Source organism: Glaciihabitans tibetensis, assembly GCF_003003265.1.
Lineage (GTDB): Bacteria > Actinomycetota > Actinomycetes > Actinomycetales > Microbacteriaceae > Glaciihabitans > Glaciihabitans tibetensis.
The window spans coordinates 321,492-341,605 of the sequence record NZ_PVTL01000004.1 but is presented as its reverse complement, the minus strand read 5'-3'; the positions used below and the strand labels follow the sequence as shown (position 1 = coordinate 341,605).

Below are 20,114 nucleotides of genomic sequence, written 5' to 3'. Positions count from 1 at the left end.
CCCCGTCGGGCGGGAAGCCTGTGCTCTCGAGCTTACGGCCCTAGAATTTTGGTTGTCTAGATAAGTAGACAACTTGAAGGGACGTCTGGCGTGGAAGACATCGACAGTGCATCAGGATTCAGTGCTGACCGAAGCAGTGCTGATAGAGGCAGTGCAGACAAAAGCAGTGCAGACAAAAGCAGCGCGGACGAGCTCAGTGTGAACGAGCGCTCTGCGAATGAGAGCACTGTGAACGAGCGCAGTGTGAACGAGCGCTCTGCGAATGAGAGCAGTGTGGGTGACCGCACCATCGTCGATCGCATTGTCGTCGATCGCCGCCGCGCCGCGCGGGTGCTCTCGGGCGCTGCCCCTGCTGAACTCGCCGAACTGTGGGCGGCATGGGACGAGCAGCCAGAGGTCACCTACCTGCGGGGACCGGAAGCCGGCCTCGTCATGGTGCAGGGCCGAGTCGGTGGCACCGGCGATCGCTTCAACCTCGGTGAGGCGACCGTCACGCGTGCAACCGTGATGTTGCACGGCGCCGGAGTCGACGAGGTGAGTGGCACCTCCTACGTGCTGGGCAGCCACCCGGAACACGCAGGCCTCGCGGCCGTGTTCGATGCACTTCTGGCCGCACCGGCGCAGCGTGACCGCGTCCTTGCCGGCGTGATCGAGCCGCTCGAGCGCCGCCAGACCGAGCGCGACGCCGCGGCCCAGGCCGACGCACGCAGCACGGTCGTCGACTTCTTCACCGTTGCAAGGGAGCATGAATGAACACGCAATTGGCCGAGAGCCGCGTACCCGGATTTGCTAACCCCGTGCGTGACGCGCAGCACGTGTTCCGTGCCGTGCTCGAGGCGTTCGCACGCCCGACCACACCGCAGCGCGTGGATGTCGAAATCCAGACGCCCGAGCCTTTGGGGATGACCGCCGGCGCCGTCATCCTGGCGCTTTGCGACGAACAGACCCCCGTCTGGCTCGACCACTACCTTCGCGAGTCACCCGAAGTTGGCGCCTGGATTGCCTTCCACACCGGCGCACGCATCGTTGATCGTGCCGGCGACGCGCTATTCGTGATCGCGTCGTCACCGTCGACGGCGCCCCGATTGGCCGACCTCCTGCTAGGCACCGACGAAGAGCCGCACCGCTCGGCCACGCTCGTCATCGGCGCGAGCGCAGCGAGTGACGTGGGCGCGACTGGCATGACCCGCTCGCCCGGCATCGCGGCGCTGGTGGCGACCGGCCCCGGCATTCAGGGCGCCGTCGACTGGGACGGAGCGGGTCTTCCCGACGGGTTCGTTTCCCAGTGGCAGCAAAACCGAGCGCTTTTTCCCCGCGGCGTGGACATCGTCCTCGCGGCTGACTCCGTGGTGCGGGGCTTGCCGCGCACGACGGCGCTGATCGTCGCGGGCAAGTCCACGGGCGGTAACGAGCGCTCGGGCAACGAGCGCACGGGCAGCGAACACGTGGGCCACACCGCAGACACAACCGAGAAGAGGAGCGCCTAATGTACGTTGCCGTTAAGGGTGGCGAGAAGGCGATCGCCAACGCGCACGCACTGCTCGCCAAACGTGGACGCGGCGGAGCCGACGCCCCGCGCATCGACTACGTCCAGATGCGCGACCAGATGGGCGTGCTCGTGGCGCGCGTTATGGCCGAGGGCTCGTTGTATGACCCCGACCTGGCCGCTAAAGCGCTGCTGCAGGCACAGGGGGACGTGCTCGAAGCGGTCACTCTGCTGCGTTCGTACCGCACGACGCTGCCGCGGTTCGGTGTCACGATCGCGGTCGACACCGCAGGCCTGCCTTCGGAGCGCCGAGTGTCGGCAACGTTCAAGGACATTCCGGGCGGCCAGCAGCTCGGCGCGACATTCGATTACACCCACCGCCTGCTGGCCGAGGAACTCGAGACCCCGGAGGTGCCCACCCCGGATGCGCCGGAAGCCGAACCGATGCCGCGAGTGACCGATTTGCTCGGTGTCGATGGCCTGATAGAGCGAGACCGGCCCGCCGAGGGCTGGACGGATCCGGATCCGGGCGACCTGACACGCGAGCCGACCGTCTTTCCGATGAGTCGCGCCGAGCGCCTGCAGGCCCTCAGCCGCGGTGACGAGGGCTTCCTCCTGTCGCTCGGCTACTCCACGCAGCGCGGTTTTGGTAATACACACCCCTTCGTCGGTGAGGTGCGCGTTGGCGAGGTCGAGGTCGAGTTCGACGCTCCGGAGATCGGCTATGCCGTGCCGATCGGGCGCATCGAACTGACCGAGTGCCAGATGGTCAACCAGTTCGTCGGCAGCGCCGACCAGGCGCCGCAGTTCACGCGGGGCTACGGTCTCGTTTTCGGGCGGGCAGAGCGCAAGGCCATGTCGATGTCGCTCGTGGACCGGGCTCTGCGGCGCGAGGAGTTCGACGAGCGCGCTGTGTCGCCCGCGCAGGATGAGGAATTCGTCATCGCTCACTCTGACAACGTGCAGGCGGCCGGCTTTGTGGAGCACCTGAAGCTGCCGCACTACGTCGACTTCCAAGCTGAACTTGGCCTGATCCGCAAGCTGCGCCGCGAATTTCAGGAGCGCCAGGCGGCGGCGGTTCCCTCGCCTGCTTCGTCCAATGACAGGGACAGCAGCACCGGCTACAGCAGCAACAGCAACAGCAACAGCAACCCGATCGAGGAGCACGTATGAGCGCCCCGCACATCGTCTACAACGAGGGCTACCTCGACGAGCAGACCAAGCGGGTCATCCGCCGGGCGCTGCTCAAGGGCGTGGCCATCCCCGGATTCCAGGTTCCGTTTGCCTCCCGTGAGGTGCCGATGCCGCGTGGCTGGGGCACCGGAGGGGTGCAAGTTACCGCGGCGGTGATTGGCGCCTCCGACACGCTGAAAGTTATCGACCAGGGCGCCGACGACACCACGAATGCCGTGTCGATCCGGGCGTTCTTCGAGAAGGTTGCCGGCGCTAGAAGCACCACCCGCACGGATGAGGCCACCATCATCCAGACCCGCCATCGAATCCCCGAAACACCTCTCGCCGAGAAGCAAATTCTGGTGTACCAGGTGCCGATCCCGGAGCCGCTGCGCTTTCTGGAACCGCGCGAGACCGAGACGCGGCGTCTGCACGCACTGGAGGAGTACGGGCTGATGTACGTCAAGCTCTACGAAGACATCGCGAGATACGGGCACATCGCCAAGACGTACGACTACCCAGTGTTGGTGAACGGGCGTTACGTCATGGCGCCGTCGCCCATTCCGAGCTTCGACAATCCGAAGATGCACCAGAGTCCCGCCCTGCAATTGTTCGGCGCCGGGCGCGAGAAGCGCATCTACGTGATCCCGCCCTTCACCGATGTGGAGAGCCTCGGATTCGAGGACTTCCCGTTCGAACCGCAACGTTTCGACCAGCCCTGCGAGATTTGCGGGTCCGTCGGCGTGTACCTCGACGAGGTCATCATCGACGATCGGGGCAACGCCATGTTCGTCTGCTCTGACACCGACCACTGCGAGCGCACCGCCACGGCGAGCGTGCGCGACGAAACTACCGAGGTGAGCGCATGAAGAACGAGACACCCCTGCTGAGTGTGACCGGGGCGGGACACCGTTACGGCGATCGATTCGGATGCCGCGACGTGAGTTTCGACCTCTGGCCCGGTGAAGTGCTGGCGGTCGTGGGCGAGTCGGGGTCGGGTAAGTCGACCCTCCTCGGCATGCTGTCGCAGCGCCTCACGCTCGATGAAGGAACCATCCGCTACCGGACCGCTCGCCTGAGTGATGCTGACCTGGGTGGGGCGGGCGAAGACGAACGCATGGCAGAAGACCTCCTGGACCTGTCGACCCTGAGCGAACGCGAAGTGCGCCGGCTCTGGCGCACCGACTGGGGCTTCGTGCACCAGAACGCGGCAGACGGACTGCGCATGCACGTGAGTGCGGGCGGCAATGTCGGAGAACCGCTGATGGCGAACGGATGGCGCCACTACGGAAAGATCAGGGCGGAAGCCGAGGAGTGGTTGCGCCGGGTCGAGATTCCGGCCGATCGAATCGACGAGGCTCCCGCGACCTACTCGGGCGGCATGCGCCAGCGGGTACAGATCGCGCGCAATCTCGTCTTCGGCCCGCGGCTGGTGTTCATGGATGAACCGACCAGCAGTCTGGATGTGTCTGTGCAGGCCCGCCTGCTCGACCTCATCCGTTCGCTGGTCGCGGAGCTGGGCCTCGCGGTGGTGGTTGTCACGCACGACCTCGCCGTCGCCCGGCTCATTTCGCACCGCACGCTGGTGATGAAGGACGGCGTCGTCATCGAGTCCGGCCTTACGGATCGGGTGCTCGACGACCCGCAGGCCGCCTATACCCAATTGCTCGTCTCCTCGATCCTCCAGGGCTGATTCCCGTGACCTACAACGTGACCAACGCGAACACTGCGACCAACGCAACGACCTCCGCCACCTCCATCGACGACCTCAACCCCATCAACGCCCTCAACCCGGGCGATGTCATGCCGACCGACGCCGTGCTGTCCGTGCAGAACGTCGATAAGACGTTCACCCTGCACCTGCAGGATTCGCTGCGGCTCCCGGTGCTGCACGGCCTGACCTTCGACGTGCCGCGCGGGGCGTGCGTGGTGCTCGGCGGTGACTCGGGAGCGGGCAAGAGCACCGTCATGAAGATGATCTACGGCAGCTACGGCGCCGACTCCGGGCGCATTCTGCTCAGCCACCAGAACACGATTCTGGATCTGGCCACGGCGCAGCCCAGACAGGTTCTCTCCGCTCGGCGCGACACCCTCGGGTACGTGAGCCAGTTCCTGCGCGCCGTGCCTCGGGTGCCGGCCCTCGATGTCGTCGCCGAGCCGCTCATCGAGCGCGGGGTGAACCGTGAAGCGGCGCGCGAACGAGCGGGCGAACTGCTTGCGCGACTGAGCATCCCTGAGCGCCTGTGGAAGTTACCGCCGGCCACGTTCTCGGGCGGCGAGCAGCAGCGGGTCAACATCGCGCGCGGCTTCGTCATCGAGCGGCCGTTGTTGCTGCTCGACGAACCGACCGCATCGCTCGACGCACGAAACCGCGGTGTCGTGATCGAATTGATTCGAGAGAGCCTCGGGCGCGGGGCCGGGATGCTGGCGATCTTCCACGACGCGGATGTGCGCGAAGCCGTCGCCGATCACACAGTGGACGTGCAATCGTTCACCGCAGTGCGCCAGGAGGTGACGGCGTGAGCCGATATGCCGTGTACGCCATTCCCGGAGTCGACGAGGGCGCTGAAGCAGAGGCGATTCGGCTGCGCGATGCGGTCGAGGCCTGGTACCGCCGCGACGAACTCCAGGAACTCACGATTGACGCGCGCCGCTACGGGTTTCACGCGACGCTCGTGGCACCGATCCGTCTCGCCGACGGACGCACCGAGGCGCAGCTGCGCACGGCGGCCGACGTCTTCGCTGCCGCGCGCCCACCGCTGGTAATTCCCGGAGTTCGACCAGCAACGATTGGGCACTTCCGTGCCCTGGTGCCGCAGGGTGACCACGAGGGCGGTGAATACGAGGGCGGTGACCATGAGGCTCTACATGCCCTGGCCGCGGCCGCCGTGCAGGAGTTCGACGACTTCCGCGCGCCGCTCGACGAGTCCGACATCCGCCGCCGACGTCCCGAGCGTTTCACCCCGCGCCAGCGCGAGCTCTTCGAGCGCTGGGGCTACCCGTACGTGCTCGATGAGTTCCGCTTTCACCTCACCCTCACGGACCCCGTGCCGCCGGAGCGGGCCGACGAAATCGACTCCGCACTTGAGGAGCACTTCGCCGCCATCGTTGGCATCGATGTGCCACTCACCGCGATCGCGATCAGCGTCGAGCCCACGCCCGGAGCACCGTTCGAACTTCTGTCCGTCCACCCCTTCGCAGACCGATCCGCACTGGAGACCGCCTGATGTCCTTCGTTTTATCCAACGCCCACATCGTCCTTCCGGACCGAGTCATGCACGGGTCCGTCCACATGGACAACGGCATCATTGTCGAGGTCTCCGACGACCCGCACCTCGTCATCGACGGCGTGCCCACCGAAGACCTGGGAGCCGACTACCTCCTGCCCGGCCTCGTCGAACTGCACACCGACCAGGTCGAGTCGCACTACCAGCCGCGCCCCAAGAGGTTCTGGGATCCGATCCCGGCCGTGATAGCCCACGACGCGCAGATGGCGGCTTCGGGCGTGACGACTGTGCTCGACGCATTGCGCATCGGCAGCGGCCCGGGCGAAAACCGCATCAGCGGTAACGCGCGCACGCTGGTGAACGCGGTCATTCATGCCGCCGAGTCGGGCCTGCTCCGTGCCGACCACTACGTTCACCTGCGGTGCGAGGTTGCGACGCCGGACGTCGTCGAGGTGTTCGACGAGGTGGGCGGGCACGAGCGAGTGCGAATGGTCTCGCTCATGGACCACACCCCTGGGCAGCGCCAATACGCAGACGTCGAGTCGTTCCGGACCTACATGGTGGGCAAGCACAGCATGAGCAATGCCCAGTTCGACGAGCACGTCGCCGAGCTTCACGTGCTGTCGTCACTGCACTCCGACGACAACCGTCGTCTTATGGCGGAGCGTGCACGGGAGCGCGGTATCACCATCGCCGCGCACGACGACGCGACCCAGGAGCACGTTGACGAGTCGGCCGCCGCAGGAGTGCGGATCTCCGAGTTCCCCACGACGATAGTGGCCGCGCGAGCGGCACGCGCCGCCGGGCAGCTCGTGGTCATGGGCGCGCCGAACATCGTTCGCGGGGGTTCCCACTCAGGCAACGTGGCAGCCGCCGACCTGCTGCGACTGGGACTGCTCGACATCCTCTCGAGCGACTACGTGCCGGCCAGCCCCCTGCAGGCGGTCTTCCTGCTCTTCGGGCGCGGTGAAATCACGCTTCCGCAGGGTGCCGCGCTCGTGAGCGCCAACCCCGCGCGCGCTGCCGGTCTCGACGACCGCGGGGTAATCGCGGTGGGCAAACGCGCGGACGTCCTTCGTGTGCAGACGTACGCGGGGGCCTCACTCGAGCAGCACCCCCTTGGCTCGCTGATGCCGATCGTTCGCGGCGTCTGGCGCCAGGGAGGGCGGGTCGCATGACCGGCGCCTTCGTCGCGGTCGTCGGGCCGAGTGGTTCGGGCAAGGATTCGATCATCGAGCACACGCGGGCGGTCCTCGAGGGACGCGGAGCGATCGTTTTTCCGCGGCGTCAGATCACCCGGCCCTCTGGCGCGGGGGAGGACCACATCCCGGTGAGCGAGAGCGAATTCGACACCGCGGATCGCTTAGGCGAGTTCGCGCTGACCTGGCGCGCCCACGACCTCGCGTATGGCATCCCCGCGAACGTCTTCGATGTCGTAGAGGCGGGAGGGGTGGTTGTGGCGAACGTCTCGCGCGGAGTACTCGCGCAATTGCCGAACCTGTTTGCGAACGTGCGGGTCGTGCGGGTCACCGTGTCCGAGGAAGTGCGGCTTGAACGCATCGTCGCGCGCGGTCGTGAGGACGCGATCGCCGCCGCATCGCGTGTCGCACGCCTGGACCCCGCGCCGGACTATCCCGCCGACCTCGAGATCGTCAACGACGGGACGATCGAGGATGCGAGTGCCCAGCTCGCTGCATTTTTGACCAGCATGCGGGATGCCGCCAGAGCCGCACTTTAGCTGCCTGCAGCCTTCCCGTTCCTTACTCACTTCCTGACTCACCTACAGACCCTCGCACCGACCCACCCACAGACCGAACTATTTCCGTGTCACCCCACCGACGTCCGTCGGGCCGTACTCACGAAAGGTAATTCTGATGTATTTCCGAACTAAAGCCAGCGCTCTCGCAGTAAGCGTCGCGCTCCTCGCCATGGTCACCGGCTGTGCCACCACCTCCGACTCGGCCGAAACGCCCGAGGCTCCCGAAAAGCTCGTGTTCGCCCAGATCCCGAGCGAGTCCGCCCAGGGCATTGCCGAGGATAACAAGGCGATCATCGAGGTCATCGAGCGTGAAACTGGCCTGGAGGTTGAGATCCAGGAGGCCACGGACTACGCGGCAGTCATCGAGGGCTTGCGTGCCGGCCAGGTGCAGATTGCGGGCCTCGGCCCATTCTCGTACATGGTCGCAAAGGACGGCGGTGCAGGCGTCGAGGCGCTCGGCGCTCTCGTTGATGCTCCCGACGAGGAACCGGGCTACCAGTCGTACGGCATCGTGCCGGCCGGCAGCGACATCACGGACCTCGCGGGGTTCGAGGGCAAGACCGTGTGCTTCGTTGACCCGACGTCGACCTCCGGTTTTCTGTACCCGACCGCGGGAATGCTCGAGCTCGACATCGATCCAGAAGCAGACATCACACCGGTCTTCGCCGGCGGCCACGACGCATCGGCCCTGTCGGTCGCGGACGGGACCTGTGACGCGGGCTTCGCCTACGACACGATGGTCACGAGCGAGCTCATCGACTCCGGCGACCTGAAAGAGGGCGACCTTGAGGTCGTATGGGAGTCCGAGATCATCGCCGGTAGCCCATACGTCGCGAGTGACAAGTTGCCCGCTGACCTCCTTGCGCAGCTCGAGGATATCTTCGCAAATGAATTGAACGTGCCGGCTCTGGTCGAGTCTGGAGTCTGCGCGTCTGAGTCGGACTGCGGTCTTCCCGAGGACAGTGCGTACGGCTTCATCCCGGTTGAGGACTCGCTGTACGACGGCGTGCGCGCCGTGTGCGAGATCACCGAGGCAGCGGCCTGCAAGGTCTGATCCTCGTCTGATCCTGAACTGATCGTACCCAAGGGTGTGGATCGGGCTCTGCCCGGTCCACACCGGTTTCACCGCTTCTTGTCCGCTAGCCATACGCCCGCCATACGCCAGCCACCCGCTTGCCTGCCCCGCAACCGAGAAGAAACGAGATCACCGATGACCGCCGCTACCTCGAACAGAAACATTCCCGAACTCGGAGCCATTCGCTTCGAGAACGTGACCAAGACATTCGGCAGCGTTACCGCACTCGACGACGTGAGTGTGTCTTTCGCCGCGAACAAGATCAACGTGTTGCTTGGGCTGTCTGGGTCAGGCAAGTCGACGATGCTGCGCCACATCAACGGATTGCACAAGCCATCCAAGGGCGGCGTCTGGACCCTCGGTACCCCGGTGCACTCGGCGGGCGCAGCCACGTTGCGCGGCCTGCGCAACGACGTCGGCATGATCTTCCAACAGTTCCACCTCGTCGAGTCGATGTCGGTTCTCGAGAACGTCTGCACGGGCAAACTCGGCTCGCTGCGCGGGCCTCGGTTTGGACTGTGGAGCTATCCGCGCGCGGTTCGGGAGGCCGCGATGGAACAGCTTGCTCGCGTCGGCCTCGCCGACAAGGCGTTTCAACGTGCTGGCACCCTGTCCGGTGGTCAGCAGCAGCGTGTCGCCATCGCACGGGCGCTCATCCAGCGTCCCACCGTGCTGCTCGCGGACGAGCCGGTCGCGTCCCTCGACCCGCTGTCGTCCGCTGGCGTCATCGAGCTGCTCACCCGGATCAGCCGGGAAGAAAATCTCACCGTCATCTGCAGCCTGCATCAGGTGCCCATCGCCCTTGAGTTCGCGGACCGCATCGTCGGCCTGAACGCCGGTCGAGTGGTACTCGACCGCCCGGCTGCGGGTATGACCCACGACGACGTGGACGGTATCTACGCGCCGATCCCGGTGGACGAGCGCACAGAACTGGCCGGGTAGATGACCGTCGACACGGACGCGTCCCACTCGGCGCACACCGGCATCCCGCACACCGACGCCTCGCACACCGGCACCTCGCACGCCAAGGTCCCCCTGCCCCCGCGTCCCCGCCCGAGCGCGAACCGAATCGCGGCGGGGAGCACGCTGGTCATCATCCTGATCGCGGCGATCTGGTCAGTCGTGGCGCTCGAAATCAACGTCGCCTCGATGGTGCGCAGCCTCGACAATGCGGGCAACTTTGTCTCGCGTATTTTTCCGCTCGACTTTCCGCCGCTCGGCGAACTGCTGGTCATGACCGGACAGACCCTCGCGATCGTGGTCGTGGCTACGGTGCTCGCGGTCGTGCTGAGCTTGCCCGTCGCGCTCTTCGCCGCAGCAAATACGACGAGCGGCCCGGTCATGCGTGGGGTTTCCCGCACGATCATTGTGATGTGTCGCGCCGTGCCCGACCTCATCTTTGCGATTGTGCTCTTTCGTCTCTTCGGTCTGGGCGCGCTGCCGGGAATTCTGGCGTTGGGCCTGCACTCGATCGGCATGGTCGGCAAGCTCTACGCGGACGCTATCGAGGAACTCGACGGAGGCCCTGCGGAGGCCGTGCGTTCCGCCGGCGGAAGTCGCTTGCAGTGGATCACGAGCACGGTGATACCGCAGGTGATGCCGCAGCTGATCGCGACGGCACTGCACCGCTTCGACATCAACCTGCGCACCTCGGTGCTGCTCGGCTATGTCGGCGTCGGTGGCATCGGTCTGGAGCTCGCCAATGCGCTGCGCACCATGCAATACCAACGCGGCATGGCGCTCGCGCTCGTCATCCTGGCGCTGTGCATCGCGCTGGAGATGCTGTCCGGGGCGATTCGTGCGAGCCTGCTCGGACGGGTGCCGGCGAATCGTCGGGGAGTGCTCGGCTTCATCGACCGGGTTGCCGCTGGCTGGATCACCGCGCCCCGCGGTGGTCGCGAGCTGCAACGCGGAAAAGACGGCAGAGTGCGGATCGCTCCGCAGTGGGACAGGGAGCGCATCGGCCGGTTTGCCGGCGTCGCGCTGACGATAGCGATCGTGGCCCTGGCGACCGTTTACGCCGACCTCGACTTTTCCACTCTTGCCGAGGATTTACTTGCGCTGCCGCAGGTGCTCGGTACGTTCCTTCCGCCCTCGCCCCAGGACCTGATCGACACCCTTCTCGAGGCGATGCTCGTGACGGTCCAGATCGGACTGGCAGCGACACTGCTCGGCCTCGTGCTCGCCCTTCCGATCGGCGTCTTCGCTGCGCGGAACGTTGCGTCGAGTGGCTTCGTCGCTAACCTGTTTCGCACCATCATCGTGATCATCCGGGGACTGCCCGAGCTGATCCTTGCGATCGTGTTCATCGTCATCACCGGCCTCGGGCCCATCGCGGGTACCTTGGCGCTCGCGATCGGATCGGTCGGCCTTCTGGGCAAGCTCGTCGCTGACTCGCTCGAGGAGACCGATGTGCGCGTGCAGGATGCTGTGCGGGCGACGGGCGCGACGCCGATCCAGGTGTTCTTCGCTGCAACGCTCCGCCAGGCCGCGCCGCAGTTCATCGCCCACGTGCTCTACCAGCTCGACGTCAACATCCGTTCAGCCACGCTGCTGGGTATCGTCGGCGCCGGCGGCATCGGCTTCTACCTGCTCAACGCAAGCCGGGTGCAGGAGTTCGACGTCGTCACCTTCATCATCGTGATGGTGCTGGTCACTGTGCTCGCCGTCGAGGCGGTCGCCGTGTGGACGCGCAAAGCTCTGAGGTGAGCCGGGTGGGTGAGCGGAACGCGTTCAGTGAGCGCAACGCGTTCAGTGCGCGGCGCCGACGGGCTGCTTCGGCTTCACCAGGCGGGAGATTCCCGTCACGATCGCGACGATGATGATTCCGAGAAGGAGTCCGAACACCGCAGACATCGCAGTGTCGGTTATCCACACGATGACCGGGCCGGCCGCTTCGACCGCGTGCGTCACGGTGTGCAGCACGTCGTAGGGGCCGTGCCAGAACGTCTCCGCCAGGTTCGTGATCACGAGGTGGCCGCCGACCCACAACATGGCAACCGTCCCGATGATGCCGATCACCCGGAATACGGCGGGCATCGCCGCAACGATCCGTGCGCCGGTGCGGCGCAGTCCTTGAGCAGGATTCTCCATCAGCGCGAGACCGACATCGTCGATTTTGACGAGCAGGGCCACCGCGCCATAGACGAGCAGCGTCATGCCCAGGCCGATCACAACGAGGGCGCCGAGTGTCATCCAGACTCCGAAGTCGGGATCGAGGCCGTCCAGCGAGATGAGCATGATCTCGGTGCTGAGGATGAGATCGGTGCGGATGGCGCCGAAGATGAGTTTCTTCTCATCCCGCGACTCGGTCTCCGCGGCGCCGTGATGGACACCAAACCACTCCGTAACCTTCTCGGCTCCCTCGAAGCACAGGTAGGTGCCGCCGATGATCAGTAGCCACGGCAACACCCACGGCGCGAATGCCGACAGGAGAAGAGCGAACGGGATGATGATGATGAATTTGTTGAACAGGCTGCCCAGGGCGATCCACTTGATCACGTGGAGCTCGCGCGCCGGCGACAACCCCTGAACGTACTGCGGGGTGACAGCCGCGTCATCGATGACAACACCCGCGGTTTTGGCGCTCGCCTTGAGTGCGGCGGCGAGTATGTCATCAACAATCGCGAGTAGGCCGACCGACATTTGGATCTCCTCGGATGGGCGTCGTCCTCGTACACGGCGACGGCAATAAGGTCAGAATACCGGGACGCAGCTGGGAGACCCACGCGCAGCAACCGGCAAGCCCAGTCGGCGAGGGTCTCTAGGCTGTACGCATGGCCACAGTGATCCTCGTACGGCACGGACGCACCACCGCGAACGCCTCTGGCGTACTGGCCGGGCGCACCGAGGGCGTTCGGCTCGACGACGTCGGGGTTGAGCAAGCGGAGGTTGCCGGTGCGCGGCTGGCCGGAGTTCCGCTGGTTGGAGTGGTCTCGAGCCCGCTGGAGCGGTGCAGGCAAACGTCGGAGCTGATCCTTGCCCGCCAGTCCGGCTCCCCGCTCACGCCGATCGAGGATGGCATCACCGAGTGTGACTACGGACACTGGCAAGGTCGCCCACTCAAAGAATTGAACAAAGAAAAGCTCTGGTCTGTGGTGCAGAACCACCCCTCCGCCGTCACGTTCCCCGGCGGCGAGTCGATGGCGGGGATGCAGGCGAGGTCGGTTGCCGCGATCCGTCGCCACGACGCTGCCTTCGAAGAGCTCCACGGTCCTGGAGCGGTATGGGTGGCCGTGAGCCACGGCGACATCATCAAGTCGGTCATCGCCGATGCCCTCGGCATGCATCTTGACCTGTTTCAACGCATTAGCGTCGGCCCCGCGTCTGTCTCGATCATCCAGTACGGCGCCCATCGTCCGAGCGTTCTGGCGACCAATACTGACGCGGGCGACCTCTCGTGGCTCGCCGCCAGCGGGTCTTCGGGTGAGGCGCAGGTCGGTGGTGGGGCCGGTCATCAGGCGCCGCCGACATCCGCCACCTAAAATATCGTTATGCCTACAATCGTTCACGAGTTCGACTGGCCGGACCGCGTGCTCATCGGAACCATCGGTATACCCGGCGAACGCACGTTCTACCTGCAGGTTCGCGCCGGAGCCCAGCTCGTCAGCGTGGCCCTCGAGAAGCAACAGTCCGCGCTGCTCGCCGAGAAGATCGACGAAATCCTCGACGAGCTGATGGTGACCGACGGCAATCCATTCAGTGTTCCGTCGATAACGCCCGTCGAGCTGGTCGACAACGACCCGCTCGAGCCGGTCGCGGAGGAGTTTCGCACCGGCGTGATGAGCCTCGGCTGGGACCCGTCTACCGTGCAGATCGTGATTGAGGCCTCCCCGATTATCGAGGTTGCCGAAGAGGATCTCGACGAGCTCGAGGCGCTCGCGGCAGAGCCGTCCGAAATGCTGTTGGTGCGGATGCCGGTGGGCGCAGCACGGGCGTTCGCCAAACGCACCCGTGAGGTAGTGGGAGCCGGTCGGCCAATCTGCCCACGCTGTGGCAACCCCATGGATCCCGACGGGCACAACTGTCCCGACGCCAGCGGCTTGTAGCCTGCAGCGTGTGTAGCGTGCAGCGTGTGTAGACGAGTGCTGGGCGGAAAGGGCTGGTTCTGATGCCGATGGGTGTCGATTCCGAGGGTGCTGGGCTGAGCAGTGCTGGGCTGAGCAGTGCTGATCTGGACAGCGTTGATCTGAGCCGTGCTGATCTGGGCAGTGCTGATCTGGAGCAGGGCGAACTTACGCTCACCGGTCGCATCAGGACGGCATCGAACGCGACTTTTCTCGGCAGCATCGGCGGAGTTTCCGTTGTGTACAAGCCCATCGAGGGGGAGAAGCCGCTGTGGGACTTTCCCGACGGTAATCTCGCGAGCCGCGAGGCCGCAGCGTTCCTGGTTTCCGAAGCGCTCGGGTGGAGGGTTGTGCCCCGCACGTGGTTGCGCGACGGCCCGCTCGGCGTGGGCATGGTGCAGCTCTGGCAGGACTCCGACCCGGATCAGGATGCCGTCGACCTGGTGCCCGCGGCCGATGTGCCTGTGGTCGGATGGCGTCAGGTGCTCGAGGGCAGCGACGAACACGATCGTCCCGTTGCCCTCATTCACGAAGACACCCCCACCCTGCGGCGGATGGCCGTCTTCGACGTCATCGTGAACAACGCCGACCGCAAGGGCGATCACATTCTCGCGATGCCGGACGGACACCGCCACGGCGTCGACCATGGACTGACCTTCCACGCCGAGCACAAGTTGCGCACGGTGTTGTGGGGCTGGCTGGGGGAGCCGCTCACCGCCGAGGAGCTTCTCGGGATCGACCGCGTCGGCGGGTTGCTGTCGGGCCCGCTCGGGTCGACCCTGGCGGAGTTGCTCAGCGAGGAAGAGGTCGTGGCCTTTGCTGCTCGCTGCGAGGCGCTCCGTTCCGATGGACGGTTTCCTGCGCCGACCGGCGAGATGCCCGCGGTGCCCTGGCCGCTCTTCTAGTTTTAGGGCTGTTCCGCTTCGCTGAACCGCTCCACTCTCGTGCGAGGCTTGCCGTATGGATCTCGAGGTATCGCCCGCGCTCACGATTCCGGCGTCGGAACTGGCCTGGCGATTCTCCCGGTCGTCGGGGCCGGGCGGCCAGCACGTCAACACCTCGGACAGCCGCGTCGAGCTGTCATGGAGTGTTGTCGACTCCGCGGTTCTGTCCGACGACCAGCGGGCGGTGCTGCTGGAGCGGCTGGGACATCGGCTCACGGGCGGGGTCATCACGGTTGCAGCCTCTGAGCAGCGATCGCAACTGCGCAATCGCGAAACTGCACTCGGCAAGCTCGGCGCTCTGTTGGGTGCCGCCCTTGCTCCGGATGGTCCATCCCGACGGGCGACAAAACCGACCAGGGGTTCGACCCGGCGGCGGCTGGCTGCGAAGGGGCAGCGCTCGGAAACCAAGCGTCAGCGGCAGCGTCCCGGACAGGAATAGGGTCTGGCAGGAGCTCCAGAGGCTAGCTCCAGAGGCTAGAGAACGGGTGCGCGTCGGAGCGATACTCGTCGCAACCGAAGGAAAGGACGGTCCCGTGACCGAACATCCCACGCCGGCATATCCCACGCCCGCGCATCCCACGCCCGTCGAGCCGCCGGAACTATTCTCCAGTCCCGCCTTTGCCCAGGGGATGATCGCCCCGGCCGGACCGATGCTTTACGTCGGCGGCCAGAACGGAACCGACCGTTCGGGCGCTCTGGTCGACGGGCTCGGGCCGCAGACCAAGCAGGCGCTGCGCAACGTGCTCGCCGTGCTCGCCGCGGGCGGAACCAGCGCCGACTACGTCGTGAAGATGACGATCTATCTCGACCCCTCGGTTGACCCGACCGCGGCATATGCCGCGACCGGCTCGGTGTGGGGAGACCGGCGCACCGCGGTCACGGTGGTCGCGGTCGCTCCCGCCCGGCCGGGTGCTCTCGTTGAGATTGAAGCGGTGGCTTCGATACCGACGTAGTGCAGCTTCGATGCGCGAGCTTCAATACGCACTGTATCGATATGCTCAGTACCAATGAACCTTCGGAAGCTAATGACGGTGGCGGCGCTCGTGTCGGTAGTTCCGATCACCGCGTGCAGCGCGACCGACCCGTCGACGCCCGACGACGCGGCCGCGTGCACGGTGGTTTCCGCCGCCGAAGTGATCCCCGAAAGCGGTGCACTACTCGGGGTGAACCTCGACTGGAGCGCCGAGTCCCTGCAGGACTACAGCGCCAGGCTCCGATTGCGGCCCGCGGTCGCAGTGTCGTTCGCAGATCTGCCCCTGAGCGATGATGACCTGGTGAACGTTGCCGCCGCGGTCGACCAGGTGCGCTCGATCAACGGCACGCTGCTGCTCACCCTCGAGCCGAGTGCGGGCCTGGCAGCGGTCACGGCCGAAGCCGCAGACGAACTCGCGGGGCAGCTCGCGCGGTACAACGAGTCGGGGGTGCCCGTCATCGTGCGTTTTGCTCACGAGATGAACGGATCCTGGTACGCGTGGGGTCAGCAGCCGACCGCCTATGTTGCGGCGTTCCGCGACGTTGCCAGCGCACTGCGGCAGGCGGCCCCCGGCTCATCAATGATGTGGGCTCCGAACTATGCCGGCGGATACCCATTCGCCGGGGGTGAGTACCAGGCCACGCCCGGTACCGCCGACTTCATCGCCCTCGATACCAATGGTGACGGCGTGCTGACCATTGCCGACGACCCCTATGCTCCCTACTACCCGGGTGACGATGTCGTCGACTGGGTAGGAATGTCGCTGTATCACTGGGGTTCCGTTCATCCCTGGGGCGAGAACGAGGTTCCCGAAAGCGGCAAGTTCGCCGCTCAGCTGGCCGGCGAGTACAACGGTCTTGGCGGAGACGATACCGCGGCGCCCAACTTCTACCAGACCTACGGAGTCGAGCACGGCAAGCCGGTGGCTATCCCCGAGACTGCCGCTCTGGTTATTCCGAACGGCGACGCAGCCCTGGAACTCTCGATCAAACAGGCGTGGTGGCAGCAGGTATTCTCGGACGAGATCGCGACGCAGTTTCCCCAGTTGCACATGATCAACTGGTTTGAATGGAACAAGTTCGAGTCTGAGGTCGGTGCAAACGTCGACTGGACTATCGCGGGATCGGACACCGTGCGGGAGGCATTCAGCAGCGACATTCCGAGCTGGGCGATCACAGCCCGTTCGGGTACGCCCTGTGCTGCTCCGCCCGCCACCGACGAGGGATAGTCGCCCCCAAAAAACGGCTAGAAATTCGTGCGGGTACGGTCAAAGCTTGTACGCATGACAGTGCAGCGTGTCTACTACGTGTTGCTGCTCGGCAACACTCTTGCGGCCTCGTTCATCTGGGGCATCAACACGATATTTCTGCTGGATGCCGGTCTCACCAACTTTGAGGCCTTCGCAGCGAATGCGTTCTTCACCCTGGGCATGGTGATCTTCGAGATTCCGACCGGGGTGGTCGCAGACACCGTGGGCAGGAAGTTCTCGTACCTGCTGGGCACCATCACCCTGTCGGTGACCACGGGCCTCTACTGGATGTTGTGGGTCTGGCATGCGCCGTTCTTCTGGTGGGCGGTGGTGTCGGTGTTGCTCGGCCTCGGCTTCACCTTCTTCTCCGGCGCAGTCGAAGCCTGGCTGGTCGACGCCCTGACGGCGACCGGATTCACCGGCAATCTGGAAACCGTGTTCGGCCGCGGACTCGTGGTCGAAGGGATCGCGATGTTCGTCGGTTCGGTGCTGGGCGGTGTCATCGCCCAGGCCACCAACCTAGGTGTTCCCTTCCTGCTCCGAGCGGGCGTGCTCGTGGCAATGTTCGTTTTTGCTTTCGTCGTGATGAAGGATCTCGGGTTCACCCCCGACCGCTCGATGGGTCCACTCAAGGCGACCAGGAACGTCCTGGAGCAGTCCGTCGAACACGGGCTGAAGAAGCGCTCGGTGCGCTACATGATCTTCGCGGCGCCGTTCGCCTCCGGGGTTGGGTTCTACGCGTTCTATGCGCTGCAGCCCTACCTGCTGGAGCTCTACGGTGACGAGTCGGCCTACTCGGTCGCCGGGCTGGCGGCCGCGATGCTCTCGCTCGCGCAGATCGGGGGCGGACTGCTCGCACCGAAGATCCGCACGGCGTTTTCCAAGCGCACCACGACTGTGATCGCTGCGTCGCTCGCGAGTGTTCTCGCCCTGATCGTTCTCGGCCTCAACAGCGTCTTTTGGGTCGCGATCGTGTTCCTGGTGGTGTGGGGATTTGTGTTCGCGCTGGCCGGCCCGGTGCGTCAGGCCTACCTCAACGACATGATCCCCTCAAAGCAGCGCGCGACCGTGCTGTCGTTCGACTCGTTGTTCGGCAGTCTCGGCGGGGTTGTCATCCAGCCGGCCCTCGGTCGCTCCGCCGACCTGTGGGGCTACGGCACGTCTCTCGTCATCGGGGGAGTGATCGAGCTCATCGGGGTGCCGTTCCTGCTGGCCAGTCGCCGCCAGCGCGACCCGGCGGACACCCGGACCGAGCACCAGTCCGTCGCTGTAGACCCCGATCCTTCGAAGTAGGCCCCGATCCTTCGAGGTAGGCCCAGATCTTTCGAAGCAGACCCCGATCCCTCGAAGGAGGCCCGGCAGCTCAGGATCCGCCGGTGTCCGCCACCGTGTAGTGGGTGAGTTCGCACAACCAGCGGCCGGCCCGCCGCACAAAGACGTCGGTGGTCCACTCGTCGGCGTCACTACGTTCGCCGCGGTAGTGCGCGACGGTGATGATGCGGGCGGTGAGTATCGCGGTGGAACCCAGCACCCGCACGCGGGTTGGCCCCGCGACATCCATCGAATCGTGGGTGAGAGCTCCGGAGGCGACCAGCTCAAGCAGGTGCTGGCCAGGGGAGACGCCTGAGGCGGAAACGATCACCCAGTCATCCGTCACATACTCCGCCATGCGGGCTGCATCGTTGGCGACGATTGCGCCGGCCCAGTTTCTCGCAACAGCGAGGAGATCGTCCTCGATCGAGGTGTTTCTGCCCATGGCGTACCTTCCCAGAGATGCGTCGCGCTATCCAGCCCTCGGGCGGGGCTGGGGGGGGCGGGGGCGGGGCGGAGCCGGGGCGGGGGCGGGGCGGGCGTTGATCGCGCGGGCCTTGATTGCGCCGTAGCGGGCTACCTACGCTGCTGTCACAACAAGTGGAAGGAGTACACAGTGGCAGGAAACGGCACTACCTTCGAGGTTCGAGCCAGCAGGCAATTGCCCGTACCCGTTGCGGACGCCTACGCGGCGTGGACGGAGTCCGACCAGGTCACCCGGTGGTGGGGACCGACGGGCTTCACCTGCCCGCTGGCCGAGATGGACGTGCGTCCCGGCGGTGTGTCGCTCATCGCGATGCGTGCCCCGGCCGAGTTCGGCGGCGGCGATATGTACAACACCTGGTCCTACGGGCTGGTCGAGCCTCCGCACCGGCTCGAGTACGAGATGCGCTTCGCCACCAGCGACGGGACAGTCATCCGTCCCGCCGACGCGGGCATTCCCGCCGGCGTGCCCGATGCTGTTCCGCACGTGGTCACCTTCGAGGCCGTCGGCGATGACCGCAGCCGGGTCACCGTCGTCGAGTCCGGGTACACCGACGAGCAGTCCAGGGATCTCTCGCAGGGCGGCCTGGAACAGTGCCTCGACAAGCTCGAGAAGGTGCTGCGTGTGACGGCATAAGAGTGTGATGGCATAAGAGTGTGATGGCATAAGAGTGTGACGGCGTAAACGCGGGACGGCATCAGCGTGGGACGGCATCAACCTGTGACACCATAAACGGGTGAGCAGCCCGGTACTGAAGTTGATGCGACCGCAGCTCGATGCGAACGCTCACAGCGCGGCGCTCGCGGTGATTTCCCCGGCCGAGCGCCAGCGGTACGACACCACGGTCGAGGCGAAGCGAGAGTCGTTTCTTGCGGGCAGGTGGATGCTGCGCCAGCTTGTCTCGGAACTGACGGGCGTCCACCCCGCAGCTGTTGCCCTGGTGGCGCAGTGCCCGGACTGCGGGGGTCCGCACGGACAACCCCGCGTCGAGGGCTCGCGGCTCGCGGTGAGTCTCTCGCGCAGTGCTGACGCGGTGGTCGCTGCCGCCGCGTGGGACAGTGCGGTCGGTGTGGATGTCGAGCCGCTCGACCAGCCGGCCGCGGCGACATCCGCCATCGAAATGCTCACCGGCGAACCGTCGCTGCTGCGCTGGACCCGGGTGGAAGCGATTCTCAAGGCAGACGGTCGGGGGCTGCGGGTTGACCCAGGTGAGGTGGTGCTGAGCGCGGTCAACGGTGCCGTCGAGGGGTGGGTGCGGGGAAGCGCGACCCGCTACCGGGTCATCGAGGTCGAGCTTGCGCCCGGGGTGCGGGTGAGCGTGGCTTCCTCGATCTGCGGCTGACAGCGGCTGACATCAACCCAGGACA

Annotated in this window: 23 protein-coding genes; 21 read left to right on the top strand and 2 right to left on the bottom strand. The window is 65.7% G+C overall.

Features of this window, described 5'->3' with window-relative positions; genetic code table 11:
* The first annotated feature begins 228 nt into the window (after positions 1-228).
* The 12 genes from phnG (at position 229) to phnE (ending at position 11,429) form a co-directional block, all read left to right on the top strand.
* Positions 229-753: a phosphonate C-P lyase system protein PhnG gene (gene phnG / locus B0I08_RS09665; protein WP_245884734.1), complete on the top strand. Its 525-nt coding sequence runs from the start codon at positions 229-231 to the stop codon at positions 751-753.
* Complete coding sequence (gene phnH, locus B0I08_RS09660) at positions 750-1,487, top strand: phosphonate C-P lyase system protein PhnH (RefSeq protein WP_106212208.1); 738 nt, start codon at positions 750-752, stop codon at positions 1,485-1,487. Before phnG ends, phnH begins: the two co-directional genes overlap by 4 nt.
* Complete coding sequence (locus B0I08_RS09655; protein WP_106212206.1) at positions 1,487-2,659, top strand: carbon-phosphorus lyase complex subunit; 1,173 nt, start codon at positions 1,487-1,489, stop codon at positions 2,657-2,659. Before phnH ends, B0I08_RS09655 begins: the two co-directional genes overlap by 1 nt.
* On the top strand, positions 2,656-3,528 hold the full coding sequence (locus B0I08_RS09650; RefSeq protein WP_106212204.1) for an alpha-D-ribose 1-methylphosphonate 5-phosphate C-P-lyase PhnJ: 873 nt from the start codon (positions 2,656-2,658) through the stop codon (positions 3,526-3,528). The genes B0I08_RS09655 and B0I08_RS09650 overlap by 4 nt, the downstream gene beginning before the upstream one ends.
* Positions 3,525-4,352 carry a phosphonate C-P lyase system protein PhnK gene (phnK, locus tag B0I08_RS09645; protein ID WP_106212202.1) on the top strand — a complete coding sequence of 276 codons (828 nt, stop codon included), beginning with the start codon at positions 3,525-3,527 and terminating at the stop codon, positions 4,350-4,352. The genes B0I08_RS09650 and phnK overlap by 4 nt, the downstream gene beginning before the upstream one ends.
* A 5-nt stretch (positions 4,353-4,357) precedes the next feature.
* On the top strand, positions 4,358-5,182 hold the full coding sequence (phnL, locus tag B0I08_RS09640) for a phosphonate C-P lyase system protein PhnL (RefSeq protein WP_245884733.1): 825 nt from the start codon (positions 4,358-4,360) through the stop codon (positions 5,180-5,182).
* Positions 5,179-5,886: a DUF1045 domain-containing protein gene (locus B0I08_RS09635; RefSeq protein ID WP_181243363.1), complete on the top strand. Its 708-nt coding sequence runs from the start codon at positions 5,179-5,181 to the stop codon at positions 5,884-5,886. The genes phnL and B0I08_RS09635 overlap by 4 nt, the downstream gene beginning before the upstream one ends.
* Complete coding sequence (locus B0I08_RS09630; protein WP_106212198.1) at positions 5,886-7,064, top strand: alpha-D-ribose 1-methylphosphonate 5-triphosphate diphosphatase; 1,179 nt, start codon at positions 5,886-5,888, stop codon at positions 7,062-7,064. The genes B0I08_RS09635 and B0I08_RS09630 overlap by 1 nt, the downstream gene beginning before the upstream one ends.
* Entirely contained in the window at positions 7,061-7,624 is a 564-nt protein-coding gene (phnN, locus tag B0I08_RS09625; protein WP_106212196.1) for a phosphonate metabolism protein/1,5-bisphosphokinase (PRPP-forming) PhnN, read from the top strand. Before B0I08_RS09630 ends, phnN begins: the two co-directional genes overlap by 4 nt.
* A gap of 136 nt (positions 7,625-7,760) precedes the next feature.
* Positions 7,761-8,699, top strand: a complete 939-nt coding sequence (locus B0I08_RS09620; protein ID WP_106212194.1) for a phosphate/phosphite/phosphonate ABC transporter substrate-binding protein — start codon at positions 7,761-7,763, stop codon at positions 8,697-8,699.
* A 156-nt stretch (positions 8,700-8,855) separates the two neighbouring features.
* Positions 8,856-9,662, top strand: coding sequence for a phosphonate ABC transporter ATP-binding protein (locus tag B0I08_RS09615; RefSeq protein WP_106212192.1), 807 nt, complete (start codon positions 8,856-8,858; stop codon positions 9,660-9,662).
* Positions 9,663-11,429 carry a phosphonate ABC transporter, permease protein PhnE gene (phnE, locus tag B0I08_RS09610; protein ID WP_106212190.1) on the top strand — a complete coding sequence of 589 codons (1,767 nt, stop codon included), beginning with the start codon at positions 9,663-9,665 and terminating at the stop codon, positions 11,427-11,429.
* 42 nt (positions 11,430-11,471) lie between these two features.
* On the opposite strand, the gene B0I08_RS09605 is transcribed toward phnE, so the two are convergent.
* Complete coding sequence (locus B0I08_RS09605; protein ID WP_106212188.1) at positions 11,472-12,365, bottom strand: DUF808 domain-containing protein; 894 nt, start codon at positions 12,363-12,365, stop codon at positions 11,472-11,474.
* Between the two features lie 131 nt (positions 12,366-12,496).
* Here B0I08_RS09605 and B0I08_RS09600 point away from each other — a divergent pair, with 131 nt between their 5' ends.
* The 7 genes from B0I08_RS09600 (at position 12,497) to B0I08_RS09570 (ending at position 18,245) form a co-directional block, all read left to right on the top strand.
* Positions 12,497-13,204 (top strand): histidine phosphatase family protein, encoded by a 708-nt coding sequence (locus tag B0I08_RS09600; protein WP_106212186.1) that lies wholly within the window; start codon positions 12,497-12,499, stop codon positions 13,202-13,204.
* A gap of 9 nt (positions 13,205-13,213) precedes the next feature.
* On the top strand, positions 13,214-13,768 hold the full coding sequence (locus B0I08_RS09595) for a DUF3090 domain-containing protein (protein WP_106212184.1): 555 nt from the start codon (positions 13,214-13,216) through the stop codon (positions 13,766-13,768).
* Positions 13,769-13,836: 68 nt separating this feature from the next.
* The gene (locus tag B0I08_RS09590; RefSeq protein ID WP_106212332.1) at positions 13,837-14,691 is read left to right on the top strand and encodes an SCO1664 family protein; all 855 of its coding nucleotides are present in this window, start codon (positions 13,837-13,839) and stop codon (positions 14,689-14,691) included.
* 55 nt (positions 14,692-14,746) lie between these two features.
* Positions 14,747-15,169 carry an alternative ribosome rescue aminoacyl-tRNA hydrolase ArfB gene (gene arfB / locus B0I08_RS09585; protein WP_106212182.1) on the top strand — a complete coding sequence of 141 codons (423 nt, stop codon included), beginning with the start codon at positions 14,747-14,749 and terminating at the stop codon, positions 15,167-15,169.
* Between the two features lie 94 nt (positions 15,170-15,263).
* A complete protein-coding gene (locus B0I08_RS09580) occupies positions 15,264-15,683 on the top strand; it encodes a RidA family protein (RefSeq protein ID WP_245884732.1) in 420 nt (139 codons plus the stop codon).
* Between the two features lie 54 nt (positions 15,684-15,737).
* The gene (locus B0I08_RS09575; RefSeq protein ID WP_245884731.1) at positions 15,738-16,931 is read left to right on the top strand and encodes a glycoside hydrolase family 26 protein; all 1,194 of its coding nucleotides are present in this window, start codon (positions 15,738-15,740) and stop codon (positions 16,929-16,931) included.
* Between the two features lie 54 nt (positions 16,932-16,985).
* Positions 16,986-18,245: an MFS transporter gene (locus B0I08_RS09570; protein WP_106212178.1), complete on the top strand. Its 1,260-nt coding sequence runs from the start codon at positions 16,986-16,988 to the stop codon at positions 18,243-18,245.
* A gap of 70 nt (positions 18,246-18,315) precedes the next feature.
* Here the strand turns inward: B0I08_RS09570 and B0I08_RS09565 are convergent, their stop codons facing one another.
* Complete coding sequence (locus B0I08_RS09565; RefSeq protein WP_106212176.1) at positions 18,316-18,708, bottom strand: nuclear transport factor 2 family protein; 393 nt, start codon at positions 18,706-18,708, stop codon at positions 18,316-18,318.
* Positions 18,709-18,879: 171 nt separating this feature from the next.
* On the opposite strand from B0I08_RS09565, the gene B0I08_RS17770 reads away from it, so the two are divergent.
* Entirely contained in the window at positions 18,880-19,383 is a 504-nt protein-coding gene (locus B0I08_RS17770; protein ID WP_181243361.1) for an SRPBCC family protein, read from the top strand.
* A 100-nt stretch (positions 19,384-19,483) separates the two neighbouring features.
* On the top strand, positions 19,484-20,089 hold the full coding sequence (locus tag B0I08_RS09555) for a 4'-phosphopantetheinyl transferase family protein (protein WP_146134377.1): 606 nt from the start codon (positions 19,484-19,486) through the stop codon (positions 20,087-20,089).
* Positions 20,090-20,114: the final 25 nt, after the last annotated feature.